At 69.5% G+C, this 22424-nt stretch carries 23 protein-coding genes; 10 read left to right on the plus strand and 13 right to left on the minus strand.

The genetic code is table 11. From position 1 onward, the window contains the following. Window positions 1-2: 2 nt before the first annotated feature. Complete coding sequence (locus ABZX37_RS40485; protein WP_354748862.1) at window positions 3-560, plus strand: NUDIX hydrolase; 558 nt, start codon at window positions 3-5, stop codon at window positions 558-560. 23 nt (window positions 561-583) lie between these two features. On the opposite strand, the gene mgrA is transcribed toward ABZX37_RS40485, so the two are convergent. Continuing rightward, window positions 584-1612, minus strand: a complete 1029-nt coding sequence (gene mgrA, locus ABZX37_RS40490; RefSeq protein ID WP_354748864.1) for an L-glyceraldehyde 3-phosphate reductase — start codon at window positions 1610-1612, stop codon at window positions 584-586. Between the two features lie 111 nt (window positions 1613-1723). Here mgrA and ABZX37_RS40495 point away from each other — a divergent pair, with 111 nt between their 5' ends. The 3 genes from ABZX37_RS40495 (at window position 1724) to ABZX37_RS40505 (ending at window position 4629) form a co-directional block, all read left to right on the plus strand. Beyond that, window positions 1724-2221: a hypothetical protein gene (locus ABZX37_RS40495; protein WP_354748866.1), complete on the plus strand. Its 498-nt coding sequence runs from the start codon at window positions 1724-1726 to the stop codon at window positions 2219-2221. Window positions 2222-2377: 156 nt separating this feature from the next. After that, a complete protein-coding gene (locus ABZX37_RS40500; protein WP_354748868.1) occupies window positions 2378-3259 on the plus strand; it encodes a MoxR family ATPase in 882 nt (293 codons plus the stop codon). Next, window positions 3256-4629, plus strand: coding sequence for a VWA domain-containing protein (locus tag ABZX37_RS40505; RefSeq protein ID WP_354748870.1), 1374 nt, complete (start codon window positions 3256-3258; stop codon window positions 4627-4629). Before ABZX37_RS40500 ends, ABZX37_RS40505 begins: the two co-directional genes overlap by 4 nt. On the opposite strand, the gene add is transcribed toward ABZX37_RS40505, so the two are convergent. Further along, a complete protein-coding gene (add, locus tag ABZX37_RS40510) occupies window positions 4607-5590 on the minus strand; it encodes an adenosine deaminase (protein WP_354748872.1) in 984 nt (327 codons plus the stop codon). The two genes, ABZX37_RS40505 and add, sit on opposite strands and share 23 nt — an antisense overlap. Before the next feature lie 119 nt (window positions 5591-5709). Here add and ABZX37_RS40515 point away from each other — a divergent pair, with 119 nt between their 5' ends. Further along, on the plus strand, window positions 5710-5913 hold the full coding sequence (locus tag ABZX37_RS40515; RefSeq protein WP_354748874.1) for an antitoxin: 204 nt from the start codon (window positions 5710-5712) through the stop codon (window positions 5911-5913). Between the two features lie 50 nt (window positions 5914-5963). Here ABZX37_RS40515 and ABZX37_RS40520 read toward each other — a convergent pair whose 3' ends face one another. Next, on the minus strand, window positions 5964-7274 hold the full coding sequence (locus tag ABZX37_RS40520; protein ID WP_354748876.1) for a serine hydrolase domain-containing protein: 1311 nt from the start codon (window positions 7272-7274) through the stop codon (window positions 5964-5966). Between the two features lie 720 nt (window positions 7275-7994). Then, entirely contained in the window at window positions 7995-9842 is a 1848-nt protein-coding gene (gene recQ, locus ABZX37_RS40525) for a DNA helicase RecQ (RefSeq protein ID WP_354748877.1), read from the minus strand. A 242-nt stretch (window positions 9843-10084) separates the two neighbouring features. Between recQ and ABZX37_RS40530 the strand changes: the two genes are divergently transcribed. Beyond that, complete coding sequence (locus ABZX37_RS40530; protein ID WP_354748878.1) at window positions 10085-10519, plus strand: DUF6314 family protein; 435 nt, start codon at window positions 10085-10087, stop codon at window positions 10517-10519. Between the two features lie 67 nt (window positions 10520-10586). Here the strand turns inward: ABZX37_RS40530 and ABZX37_RS40535 are convergent, their stop codons facing one another. Next, window positions 10587-10736: a hypothetical protein gene (locus tag ABZX37_RS40535; protein ID WP_344284989.1), complete on the minus strand. Its 150-nt coding sequence runs from the start codon at window positions 10734-10736 to the stop codon at window positions 10587-10589. A 252-nt stretch (window positions 10737-10988) separates the two neighbouring features. On the opposite strand from ABZX37_RS40535, the gene ABZX37_RS40540 reads away from it, so the two are divergent. Further along, window positions 10989-11495 (plus strand): DUF664 domain-containing protein, encoded by a 507-nt coding sequence (locus ABZX37_RS40540; RefSeq protein ID WP_354748880.1) that lies wholly within the window; start codon window positions 10989-10991, stop codon window positions 11493-11495. A gap of 125 nt (window positions 11496-11620) precedes the next feature. Here ABZX37_RS40540 and soxR read toward each other — a convergent pair whose 3' ends face one another. Continuing rightward, window positions 11621-12088, minus strand: a complete 468-nt coding sequence (soxR, locus tag ABZX37_RS40545; protein ID WP_354748882.1) for a redox-sensitive transcriptional activator SoxR — start codon at window positions 12086-12088, stop codon at window positions 11621-11623. Between the two features lie 95 nt (window positions 12089-12183). Between soxR and ABZX37_RS40550 the strand changes: the two genes are divergently transcribed. Further along, window positions 12184-12744, plus strand: a complete 561-nt coding sequence (locus ABZX37_RS40550) for an NAD(P)H-dependent oxidoreductase (protein WP_354748884.1) — start codon at window positions 12184-12186, stop codon at window positions 12742-12744. Window positions 12745-13302: 558 nt separating this feature from the next. Here the strand turns inward: ABZX37_RS40550 and ABZX37_RS40555 are convergent. Together ABZX37_RS40555 and ABZX37_RS40560 are read right to left on the minus strand one after the other, a co-directional pair. Then, entirely contained in the window at window positions 13303-14673 is a 1371-nt protein-coding gene (locus ABZX37_RS40555) for an MFS transporter (RefSeq protein ID WP_354748886.1), read from the minus strand. 312 nt (window positions 14674-14985) lie between these two features. Beyond that, the gene (locus ABZX37_RS40560; protein WP_354748888.1) at window positions 14986-16221 is read right to left on the minus strand and encodes an FAD-dependent oxidoreductase; all 1236 of its coding nucleotides are present in this window, start codon (window positions 16219-16221) and stop codon (window positions 14986-14988) included. A gap of 55 nt (window positions 16222-16276) precedes the next feature. Here ABZX37_RS40560 and ABZX37_RS40565 point away from each other — a divergent pair, with 55 nt between their 5' ends. Continuing rightward, the gene (locus tag ABZX37_RS40565) at window positions 16277-16876 is read left to right on the plus strand and encodes a TetR/AcrR family transcriptional regulator (protein ID WP_354748890.1); all 600 of its coding nucleotides are present in this window, start codon (window positions 16277-16279) and stop codon (window positions 16874-16876) included. Here the strand turns inward: ABZX37_RS40565 and ABZX37_RS40570 are convergent. The 3 genes from ABZX37_RS40570 to ABZX37_RS40580 all read right to left on the minus strand — a co-directional run bounded on the left by ABZX37_RS40570 (window position 16873) and on the right by ABZX37_RS40580 (window position 19455). Then, a complete protein-coding gene (locus ABZX37_RS40570; RefSeq protein ID WP_354748892.1) occupies window positions 16873-17355 on the minus strand; it encodes a hypothetical protein in 483 nt (160 codons plus the stop codon). The two genes, ABZX37_RS40565 and ABZX37_RS40570, sit on opposite strands and share 4 nt — an antisense overlap. After that, window positions 17352-18698 carry a HAMP domain-containing sensor histidine kinase gene (locus ABZX37_RS40575; RefSeq protein WP_354748915.1) on the minus strand — a complete coding sequence of 449 codons (1347 nt, stop codon included), beginning with the start codon at window positions 18696-18698 and terminating at the stop codon, window positions 17352-17354. The genes ABZX37_RS40570 and ABZX37_RS40575 overlap by 4 nt, the downstream gene beginning before the upstream one ends. A gap of 76 nt (window positions 18699-18774) precedes the next feature. Beyond that, window positions 18775-19455 carry a response regulator transcription factor gene (locus ABZX37_RS40580; protein ID WP_354748894.1) on the minus strand — a complete coding sequence of 227 codons (681 nt, stop codon included), beginning with the start codon at window positions 19453-19455 and terminating at the stop codon, window positions 18775-18777. A 112-nt stretch (window positions 19456-19567) separates the two neighbouring features. Between ABZX37_RS40580 and ABZX37_RS40585 the strand changes: the two genes are divergently transcribed. Further along, window positions 19568-20479 carry a phosphatase PAP2 family protein gene (locus ABZX37_RS40585; protein ID WP_354748896.1) on the plus strand — a complete coding sequence of 304 codons (912 nt, stop codon included), beginning with the start codon at window positions 19568-19570 and terminating at the stop codon, window positions 20477-20479. Between the two features lie 32 nt (window positions 20480-20511). On the opposite strand, the gene ABZX37_RS40590 is transcribed toward ABZX37_RS40585, so the two are convergent. After that, window positions 20512-21486, minus strand: a complete 975-nt coding sequence (locus tag ABZX37_RS40590; RefSeq protein ID WP_354748898.1) for a pirin family protein — start codon at window positions 21484-21486, stop codon at window positions 20512-20514. A 109-nt stretch (window positions 21487-21595) separates the two neighbouring features. Continuing rightward, a complete protein-coding gene (locus ABZX37_RS40595) occupies window positions 21596-22414 on the minus strand; it encodes an alpha/beta hydrolase (RefSeq protein WP_354748900.1) in 819 nt (272 codons plus the stop codon). Window positions 22415-22424 lie beyond the last annotated feature (10 nt).

A 22424-nucleotide genomic window follows, 5' to 3' on the forward strand; every position in this document is an offset into this window, starting at 1 on the left:
TCATGACCGGCAACCCGGCCCGCCACTGCGGCGACGATGCCGTTTTCGCGGCCGATCTCCGGGACGAGGGCGAGCCCGAAGCCGAGTTCAATCCCGGCATCGCCGCCCGGTTTCCGCGCAAGAACGCGGCCGCCGGAGTGCTCGCGCGCGACGAACACGGTCGAGTCCTGTTCGTCTCTCCGACCTACAAACCGTTCCTGGAGATTCCGGGCGGCTTGGTCGAAGACGGCGAGTCACCGCTGGCAGCGTGTCGTCGCGAGGTCCGCGAAGAACTCGGCATCGACGTGCCGGTCGGGCGTCTTCTCGTCGTCGATTGGCTGCCGGCGCACGGCGTCTGGCGGGACAGCCTGCAGTTCATCTTCGACGGCGGCGTGCTGAGCCGCGAGCAGATCGGTGCCATCCGCCTGGCCTCGGACGAAGTGAGCCGGTTCGAGTTCCTCGACCTCGAGGCCGCGGAGCCGCAGTTGCGGCCGTCGAAGGCGCGGCGAATTTCCTTGGCGCACCAAGCGTTTCTGGACGGGGAGACAGTCTACGGCGAGTTCGGCCGGAGGCTCGGGTAGTCCGAACCTCCGGCCGTGCCGGATCATCCGTCCGAGGACCGCTTCCAGATGTTGATGTCTTCCTCGGTGGCGTGCTGGTCGATCTCGGCCAGCTCCTCATCGGTGAACGACAGGTTGTCCAGCGCGGCCACGTTGTCCTCCAACTGCGCCACGCTGCTGGCCCCGATCACCAGAGACGTCATCCGCGGATCCCGCAGCGCCCAGGCCAGCGCGAGCTGCGCCAGCGTCTGCCCGCGCCGCTCGGCGATCTCGCCCAGCGCCCGGATCTTGCCGAGCTTCTCCTCGGTGATCGTGTCCGGGTTCAGCGACTTCCCCTGCGCCGCCCGGGAATCCGACGGCACCCCGGAAAGGTACTTGTTCGTCAGCAATCCCTGCGCCAGCGGCGAAAACGCGATGCATCCGGCCCCGGCCTGCTCGAGAGTCCCGAGCAGATCGTCCGCCTCGGTCCAGCGGTTGAACATTGAGTACGACGGCTGGTGAATCAGCAACGGCGTGCCCAGGTCCCGCAGCATTTGCGCGGCCTCCGCCGTCCGCGCGGAGTTGTAGGACGAGATCCCGACGTACAACGCCTTGCCCGACCGAACCGCCCGGTCGAGCGCGCCGACGGTCTCCTCCAGCGGCGTCTCCGGGTCGAACCGGTGCGAGTAGAAGATGTCGACGTAGTCCAGCCCCATCCGCCCCAGCGACTGGTCGAGGCTGGCCAGCAGGTACTTCCGCGAACCCCACTCGCCGTACGGCCCGGGCCACATGTCGTAGCCGGCCTTCGTCGAGATGATCAGCTCGTCGCGGTACGGCTTGAGGTCGCTCGCCAGCAACCGGCCGAAGTTCTCCTCGGCGCTGCCGTAAGGCGGGCCGTAGTTGTTGGCGAGGTCGAAGTGCGTGATGCCCAGGTCGAAGGCGCGCCGGACGATGTCGCGCTGGACGGTGAGCGGGCGGTCGTTCCCGAAGTTGTGCCACAGTCCGAGCGAGATCGCGGGCAGCTTCAGCCCGCTGCGCCCGCAACGGCGGTAGGGCATCGAATCGTAACGGTGGTCTGCGGCAACGTAAGTCACGCCGCGATGCTAGCCCGCGAGGCGCTTGCGCACGGTGGGTGACATCCGGCTGGCGGTGCAAAGTCCGGTTTCGCGCGCGGCATCCCATTCGGCTCCGTACTATGCGTGGTCATGATCAGGCGGGTGGCTCTGGGGTTGGCTGTCGTCGTCTCGGCGGCGGGATGCAGCGGTGCCGGTCCGTCGGAGGTGTTCGCGAGAACGGACGCCTGCAAGTTGCTGACGACCGCCGCGCGGGGCACGCCGATCGACCTGCGGCGGAGCGAGTACAAGCTGACGGCGTCCACTCCCGCTGCGGTGACGGGAGGCGTGGGCGGCTGCCGCACTGAGTGGAACCCGCCGCGCGACAAGCTGACCGGCGGCGACCTGGCCGCGACTCTGGACCTGGCCGAGGCAGAGGACTGGAGCGGGCACAGCGAGTCCAGTTCCCAAAGCGGGCACGAGGTCCGGAAAGACACCACGAAAGGCGGCGGCGGATGCCGGTATCAGGTCCAGATTTCCGGCACTGACGCGGCGGTGCACATTTGGTATCTCGATCGATCCGTGGGCAACGAAGGGTCCTGCGCGGTTGCGAAACGGATGGTGGACCAGGTCATTCCCAGCCTGCCGTGACGAAGTTTCCGGTGCTCGGCATACGTCGGAGGAATACCGGGCTTCGCGGCGCTCTTGAGTCGCGCGCCTGGGCTTAGCTCCGATGTCTGGTCGCCGGGACGTCCTCGATGGCGACCGCCCAGTACAGTGCAGGTGAGCGATTGCTTAGGAGGCGACGTGGGCACCGGGTTTTTCTCGTCCGTCGACGATGTGTCGGCGCAGCTGGCCGAGGCCGGGTACCTCGCGTCGACCGCGGTCGCGACCACGGTGTTCCTCGCCGACCGGCTCGGGAAACCGCTGCTGGTCGAGGGGCCGGCCGGGGTCGGCAAGACCGCGCTGGCCACGGCGGTCGCCGAGGTCACCGGCTCGCGGCTGGTGCGGTTGCAATGCTACGAGGGCATCGACGAGGCCCGCGCGCTCTACGAGTGGAACCACGCGAAGCAGCTGCTGCGGATCACCGCGGGCCGCGACGAGACGTGGGACGAGGCGCGTACCGACATCTTCGGCGAGGAATTCCTGCTGCGCCGCCCGCTGCTCACCGCGATCTCGGGCACTGAGCCGACTGTGCTGCTGATCGACGAAACGGACAAGGCCGACGTCGAGATCGAGGGCCTGCTGCTGGAGGTGCTCGGCGATTTCCAGGTGACCGTGCCCGAACTCGGCACGATCACCGCGACGCAGCAGCCGTTCGTGGTGCTGACGTCGAACGCGACGCGCGAGCTGTCCGAGGCGCTGCGGCGGCGGTGCCTGTTCCTGCACATCGATTTCCCGGACGAGGACCTCGAACGCGAGATCGTCCGGCTGAAGGTGCCCGGCATCGAGGCCGCGCTGGCGGATTCGGTGGTGCGGGTGATCGCCGCGCTGCGGGCGATGGACCTGCGGAAACTGCCGTCGGTGGCGGAGACCGTCGACTGGGCGCGCACGCTGCTGGAGCTGGGCGCGGGCGAACTCGACGAGCGGGTGGTGCGCGAAAGCCTCGGCGTCGTGCTGAAGCATCAGGACGACATCGCGAAGGCCGGGTCCGGGCTGAGTCTCGACCAGGTGCTGGACGCGTCATGACCGCCGCGCCGGGCCTGACCGGACGGCTCGCCGAGTTCGTGCGGGCCCTGCGGGCGCAAGGCATCCCGGCCGGTCCGGGCGAGACGGCCGACGCGGCGGCCGCGCTGGGAGTGCTCGGCCTGGACGACCGCGAACTGGTCCGCGAGGGGCTCGCCGCCGCGCTGGTCCGCCGGGGCGGGCAGCGGTCGGTGTTCGACGCCGCCTTCGACCTGTACTTCCCGGCTGGCATCGGCGCGCCGGAGCTGGCCCGCGAAAATCCGCCGCAGGACCGGGAGGAACTGCGGGAAGCGCTCGCCGCCGCCCTGGCCGAGGGCGACGACCAGGCGTTGGACCAGCTCGCCGGAATCGCCGTGGACCTGCTGGGTCAGTACGGCGTCGGAACCGGTCCGGGCGGCGGATACTCCGCGCACCAGACGCTGGACCGGCTGCAACCGCAGACGCTCATCGCCCGGGTGCTGGCCGCGATGCGCGCCGCCGGCCCGCCGGACGAGTTCACCGACCGGCTCACCCGCGACGAAATCCGCCGCCGCGTCGAGGGTTTCCGCGGCCGGGTGCGCACCGAAGCGCGCCGCCGAGCCGCCGAACTCCGGGGCCGCGAACGGATCGCCAAGCACGCGATCGCCCCTGCCGCGGACCGCGTCGACTTCCTCATCGCCAGCCGGACGCAATTGGCCGAGCTGCGGCGCACCATCCAGCCGCTGTCCCGCAAACTCGCCACCAGGCTTGCCGCGCGCCGCAAACGCACCACACGCGGCCAGATCGACCTGCGCCGAACGCTGCGTCGTTCACTTTCCACCGGCGGCGTGCCCTTGCGTCCAGCCTACCGGCACCGCCGCCCCGGCCGCCCGGAAATCATCCTCCTGTGCGACCTTTCCGGTTCGGTGGCGGGTTTCGCGAACTTCACGATGCTGCTGGTGCAAGCGTTGCGGGACCAGTTCAGCAAGATCCGCGTTTTCGGTTTCGTCGACAGCGCCGACGAGGTGACGCATCTCGTCGACACCGGCGCCGCCGACCCCGAGCAACTGGGCGCGCGAATGCTCAGCGAGGCCGCGGTGGTCCGCTGGGACGGCCACAGCGATTACGGCCGCGCGCTGGGCCAGTTCACCGCTCACTGGCTGGACGCAGTCGGCCCGCGAACGTCCGTGCTCATCCTCGGCGACGCCCGGACGAACGGCGGCGACCCGAATCTCGACGCCGTCCGCGCGATCCGCTCCCGCGCGCGGCACGTCCACTGGCTGAACCCCGAACGCCGATCCCTGTGGGGGACCGGCGATTCGGCCGCGCCGGACTACGCGGAACTGGTCGAGATGCACGAATGCCGGACCGCGCAGCAGCTGGGCGTGCTGGTCACGCGCCTTCTGCCGACTTGAGCCAGCCGTCAATCTCGTTATGCAGCAACGTTTTGGTCTCTTCGGGTGCGAACGAAGCGGTTACTGCGTTGCTTGCCAGCTTAGCCAATGTCGTGTCGTCGTAACCGAAAACCTCACGCGCACGGGTGAATTCGTCGGTGATCGCGGTGCCCGTGACGTCCGGGACATCCGTGTTGAGCGTGACCCTCAGGCCCGCCTCGACCAGTCGCGGCAGCGGGTGTTCCGGGAACGTCGGGATCAGCCCGAGCACGACGTTCGAGGAAGGGCACACCTCGAGCGCGATCCCGCTTTCCGCGGTGTGAGCGGTCAGTTCAGGGTCCTCCAAAATGCGGATTCCGTGGCCAATGCGCTCGGCTCCGCCGATTTCGATCGCCTCGCGGATGCTGTCCGGCCCGGCGTCCTCGCCCGCGTGGTGAATGAGGTGCAACCCCGCTTCCCGTGCCCGGTCGAGCACCTCCCGGAACGGAGCGAGCGAGTACTTTTCCTCGCCGGCCATCCCGATCCCGATGATCTCCTCGTGCCGCTTGGCCAGCTCCAGCGTCTTCTCGGCGCGCTCGATCGACCGTCGCCGCGAGTGGTCGAGGATCAGTTTCCACCGCAGCCCATGCTCTTTCCCGCCCTCCGACAGTCCTTTAAGGACCGCGTTGAGCGGAAGCTCAAGGTCCCCGACCCGTTCCCCGTGAGCGGCAGCCGTGAACGTGACCTCGACGTACCGGGTTCCTTGAGCGGCTTCGTCCGCGCAGAACTCGCGCGCGATCCGCTCGAAGTCTTCAGCTTCTCGGAGGCACGATCGAGTGAGACTGTTGCGGTCGGCGAATGCCCGGAACCCTTCGAACGCTGCTGGCTTCTCGGGCAGCTGGATGCCGTGGGCGGCCGCGAGCTCCTTGAGCGTGCCGGGACGGATGGTGCTCTCGAGATGGACGTGGAGATGCACCTTGGGAAGGGCGGAAAGGTCGCGCACGCGTGGATCATGCCTGCCGCGCGCGCCACCTGTCATCCAGGTTTCGCCGGGAACCCGCGGGGGCCGGGCGACGTTGGGGTAGGTGACGGAGGTTTCCGCAGGGGAAGGGATTTTGTGCGATGGCTTTGATGAAGAAACTCACCGTGCTGGCCGGTGCCGCGGGCGCGGTGTCGTACGTGCGGAACAACCCGCAGAAGGTCAATGAGGCCGTGGGCAAGGCGGCGCGTTTCGTGGACGAGAAAACCAACGGGCGCTATCACGCGCAGATCTCGGGGGCGGTGCGGAAGGTCGCGGATACGACGCGTCCGCGGACTGCTGAGTGACTCTGTCCGCCTGACGGGGCGCATCCCGCACGTCTCAACCGCGGTGCGGATCACGTGACCCGCCAGGCGGCGGCTCCGTTGTGCAGGAAGCGCGCGCGGCCGTGCCCGTCCGAGCCGATCAGGGACAGCACCTCGTGGCTGTTGAGCTTCGGTTCGGCGGTGATGATCGCGCTGTCGTTGAGGCGGACGACCTCGACGCGACGAGCGCGCTTGCCGGGCAGCGACGCGGCGGTCTCCTTGCGTGGGCGGTAGGTGAGGAACGCGCGGTCGTGGTCGACGGTCAGGGCGATGTCGTACAAGGTGGTGCGGTAGGTGCCGCACATCCGGTCCGCGTCGATGGGGGCGGGGTTCGCGGGCGGTACGGGGAGCGGTGCGGTCTCGACGCCGGCGAGGTCCCGGAGCACTGTGCTGAAGAGTTCGTGGGCCAGCGGTTCGGCCCCCGCGCTGTTGGTCAGCACGGCCATCGCCACGCCCGCTGAGGGGACGACGCGCAGGAAAGCCTTCTGGCCCTTGGAGACGCCGGTGTGGCCTATGACGCCGTCCCGGTACAGCATCCAGCCGAGTCCCCAGCCGAGGACGCCGCCGCCGAAGTCCGGGACGGACTCGAGCTGAGGTTCGCGCAGTCCCGCGAGCGTGGGGTCGGCGAGGTGCGGGCGCACGAATTCCAGGAGGTCGCGGGCGCTGATCGCGAGATGCGAGCCGCTGGGCGTGGAGAAATAGCGGACTGCCCAGCTCTTCGTCGGCGCGAGTTTTCCTGCGGTCTCGATGTGGCCGACCGCCGCGCGATGCAGAATCGCGTCGTAGGTGTCGGCAGCGACGGTGGAAAGGCCCAGCGGGGTCGCCAACCGCTCGCGGATCACGTCGTTGAAAGGCTTGCCGCGCAAGACTTCCACCAGCCTGCCGAGCACCGCGTACCCGCTGTTGGAGTAGGAGAAAACCCTGCCCGGCGGAAAGAGGTGATCGGCATCGGCGAGGGAGGCGACGAACTTCTCGATCGCGTCGTCGTTGCGGCCGGTGTCGACGAAGTGGTTGCCGTCGATACCGCCCGTGTGGGTGAGCAGATGCCGGACGGTCAGCGATTCCGTGGCGGCCGGGTCGCTCAGCCGGAAACCCGGCAGGCAGTCGCGAACGGGACGGTCGAGATCCAGGAGATCGTCGTTCACTAGTTGCTGGATAAGCGTGGCCGTCCAGATCTTGGTGATCGAACCGATCTTGAACACCGAGTCGGTCGTGGCCTCGACCCGCGTGCGGAGACTCAGCACGCCCGCCGCCTCGTCCCGGATCTCGCCGTCAGCCAGCACCGCGACCTGTGCGCCCGGTACGTCGTGCTTCGCGATGAGCTCGCTCAGATCCCACCCCATCCCGTCAACCTAGTGCTCAGCTTCCACGCGCGGCTGGAGAGGCAGCGGACGTCTGCCAAATCTCTGCGCGGGGACGGGGGTTCCAGCGGCTTGTGCGGGTCGCTCGCTGGTACGGGACGCGCGCATCGGGTGTGGAACTTCCCTGCGTCTCCATAGGCTGACCGCTGATGCGTTGACTCTCCCGCGCGAGACGGGGGAGTGCCTCGGCGAGCGTTCCTGGCCGGGAGACCTCGGCCCGGCGGGCGTTCCTGATCGGGCAGCCGACCCGGCTCAGTCCCGAGGTCGCTGCTAGGCGAGTGTTCCTGGCGAGGCAGCCGACTTCTGTTCGGTCCCGAGGTCGTTCCTCAGCGAGCGTTCCGGGTCGGACGGCCGCTTCGAGTTTCGTCCCGACGTCGTTCCTCGGGCAGAGTTCCTGGCCGGGCAGTTGACCCGGCTCCGCTCCGGGGTCGTTCCTGGGTGAGTGTTCGTGGCGAGGCTGCCGACTTCTGTTCGGTCCCGAGGTCGTTCCTCGGTGAGCGTTCGTGGCGAGGCGGCCGATTTCAGTCCTGTCCCGACGTCGTTCCTCGGACAGAGTTCCTGGCCATGCAGTTGACCCGGCTCCGCTCCGAGGTCGTTCCTCGGTGAGTGTTCGTGGCGAGGTGGCCGACTTCAGTTCCGTCCCGACGCCGTTCGTCGGCGAGCGTTCCTAGCCAAGCAGCCGACCCCAGCTCCACCCCGACCTCACTCCTCGGCCAGCGTCGCCAGCACTCCCTCCCCGTACTTGGCCAGCTTGCTCTCGCCCACCCCGCTCACCGTGCCGAGGGCGTCGAGCGTCGTCGGCATCAGCGTGGCGATTTGGCGCAGGGTGGCGTCGTGGAAGATCACGTACGCCGGGACTCCTTGTTCCTTCGCCGTCGCCCCGCGCCAGGCGCGCAGGCGCTCGAAGATCGGGGCCGCTTCCGCGGGCATGTCGACCGGAGCGGCCGCTGGCGTGCGGCGGGACGTTCGCGGGGCGCGCGCCGGGCGTTCGGGTTCGCGGCGCAGCTGTACTTCTTGGGAGCCGTTGAGGACCGCGGTCGAGCCTTCGGTCAGCACCAGCGACCCGTAATCCCCTTCGACCGCAAGCAGGTTGCGCGCCAGCAGCTGCCGCACCACTGCGCGCCATTCCGGTTCGCGCAGTTCGGTGCCGATGCCGAATACCTTGAGCGTGTCGTGCTGGAACTGGGTGACCTTCGGGGTCGTCTTGCCCAGCAGGATGTCGATGATCTGGCCGGCACCGAAACTCTGTCGCCGTTCGTTGCGCAGACGGACCACTGTGGACAGCAGTTTCTGCGCGGGAATGGTGCCGTCCCAGCGTTCCGGCGGGGTGAGGCAGGTGTCGCAGTTCCCGCACGGCTGGCCGGACTGCCCGAAGTACGCGAGGATCTGCGTCCGGCGGCATTCGACTGTCTCGCACAGTCCCAGCATCGCGTTCAGGTGCTGGCCCTGCAGGCGACGGTGCATCTCGTCGCCTTCGGAGTTGTCGATCATTTTGCGCAGCTGCACCACGTCTTGCAGCCCGTAGGCGAGCCAGGCGGTGGACGGCTGCCCGTCGCGGCCCGCGCGGCCGGTTTCCTGGTAATAGCCTTCCACGGACTTCGGCAGGTCCAGGTGCGCGACAAACCGGACGTCCGGTTTGTCGATGCCCATGCCGAACGCGATCGTGGCGACGACGACGAGCCCCTCCTCGCGCAGGAACCTCGATTGGTTCGCCGCGCGGGTCGACTTGTCGAGCCCGGCGTGGTAGGGCAGCGCCGGGATTCCGTTCTGCACCAGGAAATTCGCCGTTTTCTCCACTGACGCGCGGGACAGGCAGTAGACAATCCCGGCGTCGCCCTGGTGCTCGGTGCGCAGGAGGTCGAGCAGCTGCTTCTGCGGCGAGTTCTTCGACACGATCCGGTACTGGATGTTCGGCCGGTCGAAGCTCGCGACGAAGTGCTTCGCGTCGTCGAGGCCGAGCCGCTGCGAGATTTCCTTGTGCGTGGCCTCGGTCGCGGTGGCGGTGAGCGCGATCCGGGGCACGTCCGGCCAGCGTTCGTGCAGCGACGACAGCATCAGGTAGTCGGGCCGGAAATCGTGGCCCCACTGGGAGACGCAGTGCGCCTCGTCGATCGCGAACAGCGCGATTTCGCCGCGGTCGAGCAGGCGCACGGTGGATTCGACCGACAGCCGTTCGGGCGCGAGGTACAGCAGGTCCAGTTCGCCCGCGACGAACGCGTTCTCCACCTCCTGCCGCTGCGCGAAATCCTGCGTGGAGTTGAGGAATCCGGCGCGCACGCCGACGTTGCGCAGCGCGTCGACCTGGTCCTGCATTAGCGCGATGAGCGGCGAGATCACCACGCCGACGCCCGGCCGCACCAGCGCCGGGATCTGGTAGCACAGCGATTTCCCGCCGCCGGTGGGCATGAGCACCAGCGCGTCGCCGCCGGAGATCACGTGCTCGACGATCTCCGCCTGGTCGCCGCGGAACGCGTCGTAGCCGAAGACGCGCTGCAAGGTCTCGAGAGCGGGGGAACGGGTGGCCTGCTCGGCCAGATCGGGGTGCGCCACGCGGCCGATTCTAGGGCGGCGGGCCGTCCGGGCGAGCCTGCCCCGCCGGGTTCGGCGCGAGAGTCCCCATCGCACCGGCCGTTTTCGGGCGCTGCGGCGGGGCCGGTCGCACAGGGTGAACAGCATGGCGACTGGTGACAGCCGGGATGACGGGTCCCTTCACGCGACCCTCGTGACAGACCGTGCCGAGCCGTCCGTCCCAGTGCCGTTCGCGTTCGGTGCGGAGGCGCACAATGGGATCCGTGGCTTTTCCGATCAATGACCTGACCGGGTACTTCTCCGGCGAATGGCAGCTCGCGCGCGAAATCGTCGACGTTGACGGAGTGCCGATGGGCAAGGCGAGCGGCCGCGCGACGTTCACCTCCGACGACGGGGTGCTCGTCTACCGCGAGTCGGGAGAGCTGCAGCTCGGGGCGCATCGCGGACCGTTCGTCCGGACGCTGCACTACCGCCCGGCCGGGGGCTCCCGCGCCGCGGTGCATTTCGACCACGGCGGGTTCTTCCACGATGTGGACCTGGCGACCGGGGAGTGGACGGCCGATCACCCGTGTGCCGCCGACTGGTATCGAGGCGAGTACCGCGTGTTCGACGATCGCCGGTGGGAACAGGAATGGGTCGTGACCGGACCGGCCAAGGACCACGTGATCACCAGCCGGTTCACGCGAATGGACACGTAACCATCGGCCGGATTCCGCACTGTCTCACGCGGGATCCAGCGGATATCGAAGCAATGTCCCGTGTGGACTACTTGCGCCGGTTGCGCAGGATCACCAGCAGCACCACTATCGCCGAGACCGCGCAGGCGGCGGTGATCACCATGCCAGCCCAGGCGGGAATCGCGATCCCGGCGATGTTGTCGAAGCCAGGCAGGGCGCGGGGCGCGGTGATCGCCACAGGGCCCTCCGTTCGCGGCGTCGGCGTGCAGATCCGCTTTCGCGCCGGATTTTACCCGACCCCGGACGATGCTGTCAGGTCCGAAGTGGACGGTCGCGGTCACTGCGGGTAAAGAGCGGATTTTCCCGTGCTGAAGCCGGTTCGGCGGGCGCGAGTGGACCCCTCGCACCTGCTGGAGTCACAGTGCTGGGCAGAGCCGGATCTTCGAGGCATGATCGAGGCAAGCGCACGACGACGGAGGAGGAGCGCGAGATGAATGTGGCCGATCTGCTCGTGGACGGATTCGGCCGGGTGCGGGAAGTGGTGCACCAGGCAGTCGACGGGCTGACCGCGGAGCAACTGGCGGCGCGCCCCGGCCCGGAGGCCAACTCGATCGGCTGGCTGGTCTGGCATCTGGCGCGGGTGCAAGACGACCACGTCGCCGACGTCGCGGACACCGACCAGCTCTGGACGGCAGCGGACTGGCGCGAGAAGTTCGACCTGCCCTTCGCTGCTGGCGACATCGGCTACGGGCACAGCAGCGAGGACGTGGCCCAGGTGCGCCCGGAGTCGCCGGATTTGCTCACCGGCTACTACGACGCCGTGCACGAGCACACGGTGTCCTGGGTGGCCGGCCTGGACGGGGCGGCTCTGGACCGGGTGGTCGACGAAGCCTGGAACCCGCCGGTGACGCTGGGAGTCCGGCTGGTCAGCGTGCTGTCCGATGACCTGCAACATGCCGGACAGGCCGCCTACGTGAGGGGGTTGCTGCTGGGATGACGATGCCGGAGTGACCGATGCGCCGGGCGAGTGACCGGTCTCGCTCTGATGTCGACGGTCGGCTGTGACGGAGGCTGTCGGACTGTTGCAGCCGTGCAGCCTAAAAGCTCAGCCGCCGCGAGGTGTCACTCGTATCCCGTTCCCCGGTGGTCCGGCAGGCGGCGCGGGCCGGGGCCGTCTTGGCCTAGTTGGTCGTTGGGGTTGGCCAGGCGGCATTTGGCCAGGGACATGCAGCCGCAGCCGATGCAGTCGTTCAGTTGGTCTCGGAGTTGTTCCAGTTGGCGGATGCGCTGGTCCAGGTCGGAGCGCCAGCAGGACGAGATGCGGGACCAGTCGGCGCGGGTCGGGGTTCGGTCGTCCGGCAGGAGGGCGAGCACCTCGCGGATCTGCGCCAGCGGCATGCCCACCCGCTGCGACATGCGGATGAACGTCACCCGCCGCAGGGTGTCGCGGCGGTAGCGGCGCTGGTTGCCCGCGGTGCGCCTGCTGCGGATCAGCTGTTCGTCCTCGTAGAACCGCAGGGCCGACGCCGGTACGCCGCTGCGGTGGGAGAGTTCGCCCACGGTCAGTTCGGGCAGCTCCGTCTTCGCCATGCGCTCAGCATAGCTTGACTTAAAGGGAGCTTGAAGTTCGAGACTCCTTCCGGAGGCGGGAAACCTGTTCCGCCCCGGGAAAAAAGGAGAATACCGTGTCCGAAGCTCCCGTCCGGCTCGCTGTGCTCGTCGGCAGCGCCAGGGAAGGGCGGTTCGCCCCCACGGTCGTGCGCTGGTTCACTCGCCAGGCGGACCGGCACGGCGGGTTCGAGGTCGACGTCATCGACGTCGCCGAGATCTCGTTGCCGCTCGCGATGAACGGCGAGGGGGCCGCGCCCGTCGCCGTCCGGCTCGAGGCGGCGGACGCGTTCGTCGTGGTCACGCCGGAGTACAACCACAGCTACCCGGCCGCGCTCAAGAACGTCCTCGACTGGTTCCGCGGCGAATGGCACGCCAAACCGGTCGCTTTCGTGTCCTACGGCGGGATTTCCGGCGGGCTGCGCGCGGTCGAGCACCTCCGCCCGGTCTTCGCCGAGCTGCACGCGGTCACCATCCGCGAGACCGTGAGCTTCCACGGCGTGCACGGCCGGTTCGGGGAGGACGGCGAACCGGTCGAACCGGGTGTGGAGGCTGCGGCGAAGGCGTTGCTCGACCAGCTCGAATGGTGGGCGCGCGCGTTGCAGGACGCTCGGTCGGTGCGGGCTTATCCGGCGTGACCGGGCTCGGGGCGGTGCGAGGTCGGCGTATGTCTCCCGGGTATCGCTTGGGCGGGCGGCAAGTCCGGGGCGATGCGGTGTGGGCAAGCGCGGCCGAATCGGCTTACCCGAGGCCGGTGTGCTCGCCACCGCTTGGGGGTTTCACGGATAAGCCCGTCCGTGACGAGGTCTTCCAGATTCCGGTCGATCGCCTGGCATGGGCATCAGCGCGGCCTGGTGCGGGGAGGTGAAGACTCCGGCGTCAATCCGCTCGTCCCGGCGGGACCGCGGGATGGTCGCGGAGACGCGGTGGCCGACCTGCTGTGGGCAGGTGCCGCCCGGTACGAGCCGGGCCAGGCGTTTGTCGAAGACGATCCAGCCTGGGACCCGGGGGCGAAGGTGCCCCGGCGGGCGGGTGATCGGCTGGCGCGGAAGCAGCGTGGGGAACTGGTCCCACGCGGATTTGGTGCTGCAGGAGGGCAAGACGGGCAGGTGACCTGAGCGAATGGCGATCGCGGTCTGATCTCCAGGGCTGTGCCCGTCCGGCCCTCAAGCCGGGCGGGCACAGCCTGGTCGAGATCAGGTGATCGATTCCGCTGTCCCGGCGGCGGGGACGGCGATCCGCCAGGCGACGATCCCGGCCACCGCGAGTCCGGCGACGGCCAGGGAGCTGCTCGCGAGGAAGGGATCGGCGCCGTTCAGGGCGGGGGCGAACCCGATGCCGATGTACAGCGTGATCCCGGTGGAGCCGCCCAGTTGGTCGGCTGCTCGCTGGACGCCGGAGGCGATGCCGGCGTCCTCTTCGGTCACGCCGGTGACCGCGATGTATTGCAGCCCGACGATCCCGAGCCCCATTCCGGCGGCGACGAACACCATGGCCGGAATCATCATCATGCCGGTAGCGCCGAACTGCGAGACCAGGGCGATGGCTGCCATGGCCAGCGTGGTGCAGCAGATCCCGGCCAGGACGCAGAACCGAGCACCCCGGCGTTCGAGTACCCGGGGAACCAGCACCGAGGCCGCGATCAGGGACACCGCCAAGGGCAGCATCGTCACCCCGGCCTGGAGCGGGCTGGCGCCCAACCGGTCCTGAAGGAAGTACGTGAACAGCAGAAAGGAGGTGGACAGTGCCGCGCTCACCAAGGCGGTGGCGAGGTTGGCCAGGACCCGGGGCCGGTTGCGGAAGAACCGCAGCGGCACGAGCGGATTGCGCGCGCGCCGCTCGACCCTGACGAACAGGACCCCGGCCGCGGCCGCGCCCGCCAAAGCCGCCGGGGCCAGCCAGCGCGTCGCGCCGCCCCCTTCACCCGCTTCGACGACCCCGAAGGTGAAGAGCAACGGGGCCGCGATCAGCAGGAACGAACCGGGAAGGTCCAACGGTGTCCTCCCGGCCGGCCGTTCCCCCGGCACGAGGAACGCCGAGGCCAGGAACACGACCAGGATGAACGGCACGGACACCAGGAAGATCCACCGCCAGCCGAGGAATTCGGTGATGAACCCGGAGACCGCGAACCCGAGGACGAGGCCGCAACTGGCGACGGCCGCCCACCCGCTCAGTGCCCGTGACCTGCGCGGGCCTTCCGGGAACAGGAGCACGATCACCGACATCGCAGCAGGAAGCGCGATTGCCTCGCCGGCCCCCTGCAGCAGCCGGGCCATCACCAGCAGGGCGAAGGACGGCGCGAGCCCGGCCAGCAGGGACGCGGCGCCGAAGACGGCGGTGCCGAGCAGAAGGACGCGCCGCCTGCCGAGTACGTCGCCCAGCCGGCCGCCGAGCATCAACAGCCCGCCACCGGTGATCGTGTACCCGACCACCACCCAGGTCAGCGCACGCCCGTCGACACCGAAGCCGGCGCCGATCGAGGGCAGGGCGACGTTGACCACCGTCACGTCGACCGCGATGAAGAACTGCAGCATGGCCATGCAGCACAGCACCAGCCGTGCACGCACCGGGGACGATCCGTCCCGACACGCGAAGAGAATGCCTGAAATCACCAAGTGCTCCGTTGCTCAGAAGAAGTTCCGAGCAGCACCGACGTGCCGCTTCGGTTCGACCACGAAGCGACGGCACGTTCTGCAGAAGTTGAGAGAGACGCCCCGCCGCTAGCGGAGCGTCCTCGTCACTGCGGCGCAAGCCGCGCACGAAGAGGCAGACATGGTGCCGATCCTACCGGCACCGACCACAGAGTGATCCCTCAGTTCCCATCGCTCCGCGACGGTGCCGCACTGCGCAAGCGGCGCCGACCCCGGATGGGCGCAAGCTCAACCCGCGCAACTATCCACAGTGGACCGTCGAGCGAAAGCGGGCGCATGCTCCGGCCGCAGCCCAACCCCGCCAAGATAAGCCGTAACCCCGGAAAGCGCCGGAAACCGTTGCAGCGCAAGCATCGGCGCGGGCAAGCGGTTCAGGGTCCCGTCGAGAGCCGGACGCAGCAGCATGGCGTGTTCGCCCCGCTGGCTGGACTGCACCGCGACCGTCGGCAGCAAGCGGCGGCGGCGTACGGCGGCGAGGCGGGACACCAAGATCTCCCCGCGCCGCAACGGTTCCGCGAGAAGCCGGGCGGTGGCGACGGCGTCCTGCACGGCGAGGTTCACCCCGACCCCGCCCACCGGCGACATCGGGTGTGCTGCGTCCCCGATGCACAGTGCGCCCGCTGCGTGCCAGCGCGGCAGGAGGCCCATGGTCACTTCGAGCAGCTTGACGTCGTCCCACGAGCGCACGGCGGACAGTTGCGCGGGCGTCCAGCCGAACAACTCGCCCAGCCGGGAGCGGAATCCGTCGATCGGTCCGGAGCGCAGTGCGGCGTCCGAGCCGCGGGGGATGAGGTACGAGGTCTGGTAGTAATCGCCGCGGTCCATGGTCACCGAGGCGTATCCGGGGCCGAACCGGGCGAACACCCCCGGTTCGCCCGGTCCGGCTTTCGGCACCCGCACCTGCCAGACGTCCATCGGGACCTCCGACTCCCGCAGTGCGAGGCCGAGTTCGTGGCGCACCGTCGACCAGCGGCCGTCGCAGCCGACTGTTAGCGGAGCGGCGAGTTCATGGATGGCGCCGGTGTCGTCGCGGTAGCGGACTCCGGTGACGCGGCCGCCTTGTCGGAGCAGCGAAACGACGGAAGCGCCCATGCGCAGGGAGAATTTCGGTTCCGCGGCACCGGATTCGGCCAGCAAGCCCAGGAATTCGGCTTGGGGGACCATCGCGATGTGCCGGTGCGGGCCGCGCAGTCGGCTGAAATCCGCGGCTACCACGGTTTCCCCGCCGATTTCCATTTTCATCCGTTCCAGGACCGAACGGGACAGGGCGGCGAACTGGGGGCCCAGACCCAGCTCGTCCAGCAGCCGCAGGGTCGACGGGTGCACGGTGTCGCCGCGGAAATCCCGCAGGAAGTCGCGGTGCTTCTCCAGCACCACCGCCTCGACCCCGGCCCGCGCCAGCAGCAGGCCCAGCATCACGCCCGCCGGTCCGCCCCCGGCGACCACGCATCCGGTCCGTTCCATCGGTCCTCCAATCTTAGAGACACTCTAAGTTTAGAGTAACGCTAAGATTCACGCCATGACCGGGTTGCGGGAAGAGAAGAAGCGGCGGACCCGCCAGGCGCTGATCGAGGCCGCGCTCACGCTGTTCGACGAGCAGGGCTACGACGGCACGACCGTCGCCGAGATCTCCGCGCGGGCGAAGGTTTCCCCGGCGACGTTTTTCAACTACTTCGCCACCAAAGAGGACGTCGTCTTCGCTGACCAGCATCTTTACGACGAGGTGGTGGACGGGGTGTTCGCCGCGGCGAAGCCGGACGCTCAGGTCGCCGAGCTCGTGACGCGGACTGTGCACGCGCTGGCGACGGCGGAAGCGTGGAGTTTCCCGCTGGACCATCCGCTCACCGAGGTGCGCACCCGGCTGCTCGCCGCGGTGCCCGCGTTGCGCGCCGGGTACCTGCTGCGCAATGCCGTGGTGGGCGACCGGTGGGCGGAGAAGCTCTATGAGACGTGCAAGCCGCAGCTGGACCGGGTCGAGGCGGCCGCGTTGACCGGCGCGGTGCTGGGCGCGTTGGAGGCGGCGTTGCGGCAGCTGCCGGACGGAAGCAGCGCGACGGAGGTCGTCCTGGCGACCGTCGACCGGGTCGTGTACGGGTTTCTGCCCAGGAAGAAAGGCTAATTGCAGTACAGGGATTCGAGTTTCGTGTCCGAGGCGACCACGGTGATCCCCTTGCCGATCGACTGCCCGGACGCCGCCAGCGACGCGGACACGGTGCAGACCACCTGCTGCAGACCGATCGGATACAGCAGTTTCATCGATTCGGAGACGGTCACGGTCACCGGCTGCGTCGAGGTGTCGACCGTGACGTGCCGACCGGGCGAGAGCATCGAGTAGAAGCCCTCTTGTTCTTCGACGCGCGTCGGGCCGCCGAACAGTTCCGTCAGCACCGTCGTGGGGGTCGCGTCCCGCGCCCAGGCGCGCTGCACCGGGCTGAGCTGTCCCGCGTAGACGAAGTAGAGCGTGATTTGCGGACGCGGCGTGCCCAGCTGGAATCCGCCGGGCGCTTCCCCGGCGGGGACCACGCCGGTCGGCTGGACGCCGCAACTGGCCAGGAGCAAGACCGAAATCAGCGCGAGGAAGAGCCGGGGAGGTTTCATCGCTCCTCCTGCTCGGTGCGAGTCAGCCGGAGCGTGAACCGCGCCCCGTCGCCGGTGTTTTCCGCTGCGATGTCGCCGCCGTGCAGCCGGGCGTTCTCCAGCGCGATCGACAATCCGAGGCCGCTGCCGTCGGACCGGGCCCGTGACGTGTCCGCCTTGGCGAAGCGGTCGAACACCTTGGGCAGCACCTCTTCGGGGATCCCCGGGCCGTGATCGGTGACCGCCAGGGAGACGGTCGCGTCGTCGGTGCTCAGCTCGATTTCGACGGGCGGTGCGCCGTGGTGCAGGGCGTTGCCGACGAGATTGGCGATGACCAGGTCGAGCCGTCGCGGGTCCGCGGGCACGGTGACGCTGGGCAGGTCAGCCACCACCGAGTCGGTCCAGCCTCGGGCGGCGAGGGTGTTCGTCACGGCCTCGGCCAGGTCGACCTCTTCGACGCGCAGCTCGGCCCGTCCGGCGTCGAAACGGGAGATTTCGACCAGGTCCTGCACGAGCCGGGTTAGCCGGCGCGTTTCGGACGACACCAGCCGCGCCGCGACGGCGGTGTCCGAGGGCAGCTGGTCGGCGTCCTCGTCCAGGACGTCGGTGACCACGTTCATCGCCGCCAGCGGGGTGCGTAGTTCGTGCGAGACGTCGGCGACGAACCGGCGCGCGTCGGCCTCCATCTCGCGCAGCGAACCGACGGTGCGCTCCAGCTCCGCCGCGGTGTGGTTGAACGTGGTGACCAGCTGGGCCAGTTCGTCGGAACCCTTGGCGGGCAGGCGCACGTCGAGCTGTCCGTCGCCGAGTTTGCGAGCCGCCGAGTTCAGCGCGCGCACCGGCTGCAGCACCTGGCGCGCGGCCAGCAGCGCCAGCGCGACGGCGATCGGCAGGGCCAGCGCGGTCATCTGCCACGCACGCGTCGCCAGCTGGTCGATCGCGGCCTGCTGGGTGGCCAGCGGGACGGTTTTGTAGACCTCGATGCCGGTGTGTTCTCCCTGCGCCGCGCCGTAGCGCAGCAGCGGCATCCCGATGTAGAGCACCGGGCGCCCGCCCTCGATGACCCGCTGGAACTGGACACTGGTCCCGCCCGCGACCGCGGTGCGCAGCCCGGCGGGTATTTCCGCCGGATTCAGCCCGACGCGCGAATGCAGCGTCCCGAACACCACGGTCGTGACGCCTTTGAGCGAACTCGCCATGTTGTCGAGCTGCCGCTGGTCGGGCGGGAGCGTCAGCTGCGGCAGGTACGTCCTGACCTCGTCGCGCAGCTGCACCATCGCCGGGTCCTGCACGCCGGCCAGGATCGTGTTGCGCGCGGACACGTAGCTCGCGCCCGCCGCCGCGCCCGCGCCGACCAGCGTCATCGCCGCGAACGCCAGCACCAGCCGCAGGCGCAGCCCGGACACCCACGACCGGAGCCGCTTCACGGCGCGGCCCGCCTCACGAGCGGCCGAACCGGTAGCCGAAGCCGCGCACGGTCTGCACGTGGTCCGGCCGCGCCGGAACGTCCTCGATCTTCGCGCGCAGCCGCTGCACGCACGCGTCGACCAGGCGGGAGTCGCCGAGATAGTCGTGCCCCCACACCGAGGCGAGCAGCTGGCTGCGGCTGTACACCTGGCCTGGCGTGCGCGAGATCTCCAGCAGCAGCTTCAGTTCGGTCGGCGTGAGCGAGACCTGCTCGCCGTGCTTGCGCACCAGCATCCCAGCCCGGTCGATCACCAGGTCGCCGTGCTGTTCCGGCCCGGCGGCGCCGGGTTCGGGGGCAGTGCGCCGCAGCACCGCGCGGATGCGAGCGTCGAGCACGCGCGGCTCGATCGGCTTCACGACGTAGTCGTCCGCGCCCGCTTCGAGGCCGGCGACGACGTCGAAATCGTCGCTGCGCGCGGTGAGCATGATGATCGGCACCTGGCCGAGCGCGCGGATCCGGCGGCACGTCTCGAACCCGTCGATGCCGGGCAGCATCAGGTCGAGGACCACGAGGTCGGGCGCGCGTTCGCGCAGTTGCACGACGCCGTCCTCGCCGGTCGCGGCGGTGTGCACCGTGTGTCCTTGACGGCGCAGCGCCAGCTCCATGCCCTCGCGGACGGACGCGTCGTCCTCGATCACCAACACCACAGCCACGGTGGCCATTATTCGGAATACCCGCGGATTCGCGCGAGCCGGGCGGATCTTGTAGCGAAACCATGACACAGCTCTGACGAGATCCCGAAATCCCTCGGCCAGGCTCGAAGGCATGGCAGTGCTGACTCCTGAAACGCCGACCGTGCCCCTGTCCTCGCCCCGGCACGCGCTCGCCCCTCGAGGGCGTTCGCGGACCGCCGTGCTGGTCGCGGCCGCGATCGGGTTCGCGGGCGCGTTCGTCGTCGCCTACCTGCTGTTCGTGCGGACCGAGGCCGGGCAGCGCGCGGAGGACGGGGTCGTCCGCTTCGCGCAGAACCTTCCGCGGTCCACTGTGGACTGGGCGCGGCCGCTGGCCGGGATCGACGGCGTCGAGGTGTTCGGCGCGGCCGGGATCGTCATCGTGGCGCTCGCGGTGCTGCGCAAGCGGTTCGCGCTCGGGGTGACCGCGCTGGTGCTGTACTTGCTGCCGCTGGCCGCGGCGCAGCTGCTCAAGATCTACCTGCTGGACCGGCCGGACGTCGGTTCGACGGGAGCCCCGCACCACAACAGCTTTCCGAGCGGGCACGTCAGCGCGGCCACCGCCGTGCTGCTGGCACTGGCCGTGGTGCTGCCCGCGCGGTTCCGGACCTGGGTGCTCGCCGTGGGTGCGCCCGGCGTCGCCTGGGTGGCCGCGGCGACCGTCGCGCTGAGCTGGCACCGCCTGTCGGACACCGTGGGCGCGTGCCTGCTGGTGGCCGCGGTGGTGTCGGCGGGCGCGGCGGTCGTCTCGGCGAGACGTCCGGACGGCGGGCGGATCCCGGTGGTGGTGACGGGGGTCGCGTTGCTCGGGCCGACGTTGGTGGTGCTGGGCGGGTATGCGGTGCTGGCGTCGGCGACGTCGGTTCCGGCTCGGTTTGTGGCGGCGTTGGTGCTGGCGGCGTTGAGCGCGGTGGCGGTGGTGTTGCTGGCGGCCGGGCCGCTCCGGCGGGTGAACTTCGACCCGTCCGGGGCGCGGAATCGGCTGCGTGAGGCGGAGGGGTCCTGAGTGCTGGCGCCGGTTCTAACCGGCGTAGCCACTCACGAGGGGTTGCGGCGCGGTTTGATCCGCACCGCGGGCAGCGGGGGAGCGGGCAGTCGCTCCGGGCCGCCGGGGTAGGGGTCGATCGCGCCGAACTGGTCGGAGTTCGCTTCCCACGCCTCGCGGTATTCGGCGATCTCGTCGTGGCTGCGGCCGACGAAGTTCCACCACATCAGGATTTCCTCGCCGAACGGCGGGCCGCCGAGCACGATCACGCGGGCCGGGGAGGAGCCGGGGTTGTGCAGGTGGAGCGTGGTCGCGCCGATGCCGAGGTAGCCGAGTTGAGCCTGCTGCAGCGGGGTGCCCGCGAAGGTGACTTCTCCGGTGTCGAGCAGGACGCCGTGCTCGAAGGACGGGTCCGCGTCGAGGCTGAGCTCTGCGCTCGGCTCGAGGACGATTTCCGCGCCCAGCAAGGGAGTGAACGTCTTCACCGGCGAGGTTTCTCCGGCAAGGGCACCGAGGAAGACGCGGGCGGTGGCTCCGTCGAGTGCGGCGGTGGGCGGCGCGTAATGCTGGAAGTCGCGGGCGGTGTGCCGGTGTTCGTCCGGGAGCGCGACCCAGAGCTGGACGCCGTGCAGCGTGGCGGTTTCCGGCGTCGACACCTCTTCGTGGCAGATGCCGTGGCCGCCGGTCATCAGATTCAGCTCGCCGGGGCGGACCATCGCGTGCGAGCCGAGGCTGTCGCGGTGTTCGATTTCGCCGGTGAACAGCCAGCTCACCGTTTGCAGGCCGGTGTGCGGGTGCGGGCCGACGGACATGCCGCCGCTGACGGAGGTGTCGTCGGGGCCGTAATGGTCGGCGAAGCACCACGCGCCGATCAGCGAGCGCTTGCGTTGCGGCAGGGTGCGGCGGACCGGCATGGCCCGCAGGCCGCCGAGGGGCACCGAGCGGGCGTCGAGGACCTCGACCTGGCCGGGGTCGACGGGGTCCCCGCCGCACGCTAGTTCGGCCGGGTCGGTCTCGACGTTGCTCATGCCTGAAACGATAACCGGCCGCGCGCGAGTTCCCGCCCAGCTGTCCGTGAGGGGAACCCTGAGGGCGTCAGAGTCCGTGAAGGTGGCCCTCACGGACCGCTGGCGCGGGTCAGCGGGCGAGGAGGTTGCGCAGCCAGTCGAGCGCGGTCGGGAGCGCGTTGAGCACCGAGATGTGCCCGTCGCGCGGACGCGACCACATTTCGGCGTCCGGGAGGTTCCGCAGGAGCCATTCGCTGTGGCTGACCGGGACGATCTGATCCTCGCCCCCGTGCACCAGCAGCACCGGAACCCGCACGTCGGCAGCGGAAAATCCCCACGGCGTCACGTACGCGAGGTCGTCGTCGGCTTCGGCGGCCACGTCACCGGAAGCACCGGCGTCCTCGCCCAGCGGGCCCCACGTGCCGCGAAGCGCCGTCCAGTCCGCGTCGGTGAAGCTCGTCGGGTCGAATTCTTGCGTTTCTCCGTGCTGCAAGCGGGTTTCCCGGCCTTTGCGGGCGGCGCGCAACGAGCTGTCGTCGACCATCCCGCCGTACCAGTCGTAGTCCTCGGAGTACGGCGCCAAACCGGCGAGCGACACCGCCGCCGTCACCCGATCCGGCAGTCCCGCGGCGCAGGCCAGCGCGTGCGGTCCGCCGCCGGACGCGCCCAGGACCGCGAAACCCGCCAGGTCCAGGGCATCCGCCAGCTGCCGCACGTCCTCGGCGGCCGAGCCCACCGTCCGCCCGGCGTTCGGGGTGGACCCGCCGTACCCAGGCCGACCGTAGGAAACCACCCGAAAACCCCGCGCGGCGGCAGCCTCCACCACGGGCGGCAGCAGGCGGCCGGACTGCGGGGTCCCGTGGTGCCACACCAGCGGAAAGCCGTCGCCCCCGCTGTCGTGCACTCGAAGATTCCGGCCGTCTGGCAGCGATAGATCAGTCGTCCCCATGCCGGGAACT

The organism is Amycolatopsis sp. NPDC004079 (assembly GCF_040610415.1).
Taxonomy (GTDB): Bacteria; Actinomycetota; Actinomycetes; order Mycobacteriales; family Pseudonocardiaceae; genus Amycolatopsis; species Amycolatopsis halotolerans.

Excerpts from the sequence above, each read along its gene's own strand:
- ABZX37_RS40485 (WP_354748862.1), top strand. The coding sequence starts at position 3 with ATGACCGGCAACCCGGCCCGCCACTGCGGCGACGATGCCGTTTTCGCG.
- ABZX37_RS40495 (WP_354748866.1), top strand. The coding sequence starts at position 1,724 with ATGATCAGGCGGGTGGCTCTGGGGTTGGCTGTCGTCGTCTCGGCGGCG.
- ABZX37_RS40505 (WP_354748870.1), top strand. The coding sequence starts at position 3,256 with ATGACCGCCGCGCCGGGCCTGACCGGACGGCTCGCCGAGTTCGTGCGG.
- ABZX37_RS40515 (WP_354748874.1), top strand. The coding sequence starts at position 5,710 with ATGGCTTTGATGAAGAAACTCACCGTGCTGGCCGGTGCCGCGGGCGCG.
- ABZX37_RS40520 (WP_354748876.1), bottom strand. The coding sequence starts at position 7,274 with ATGGGGTGGGATCTGAGCGAGCTCATCGCGAAGCACGACGTACCGGGC.
- ABZX37_RS40540 (WP_354748880.1), top strand. The coding sequence starts at position 10,989 with ATGAATGTGGCCGATCTGCTCGTGGACGGATTCGGCCGGGTGCGGGAA.
- soxR (WP_354748882.1), bottom strand. The coding sequence starts at position 12,088 with ATGGCGAAGACGGAGCTGCCCGAACTGACCGTGGGCGAACTCTCCCAC.
- ABZX37_RS40560 (WP_354748888.1), bottom strand. The coding sequence starts at position 16,221 with ATGGAACGGACCGGATGCGTGGTCGCCGGGGGCGGACCGGCGGGCGTG.
- ABZX37_RS40565 (WP_354748890.1), top strand. The coding sequence starts at position 16,277 with ATGACCGGGTTGCGGGAAGAGAAGAAGCGGCGGACCCGCCAGGCGCTG.
- ABZX37_RS40570 (WP_354748892.1), bottom strand. The coding sequence starts at position 17,355 with ATGAAACCTCCCCGGCTCTTCCTCGCGCTGATTTCGGTCTTGCTCCTG.
- ABZX37_RS40575 (WP_354748915.1), bottom strand. The coding sequence starts at position 18,698 with ATGACGCTGGTCGGCGCGGGCGCGGCGGCGGGCGCGAGCTACGTGTCC.
- ABZX37_RS40585 (WP_354748896.1), top strand. The coding sequence starts at position 19,568 with ATGGCAGTGCTGACTCCTGAAACGCCGACCGTGCCCCTGTCCTCGCCC.
- ABZX37_RS40590 (WP_354748898.1), bottom strand. The coding sequence starts at position 21,486 with ATGAGCAACGTCGAGACCGACCCGGCCGAACTAGCGTGCGGCGGGGAC.
- ABZX37_RS40595 (WP_354748900.1), bottom strand. The coding sequence starts at position 22,414 with ATGGGGACGACTGATCTATCGCTGCCAGACGGCCGGAATCTTCGAGTG.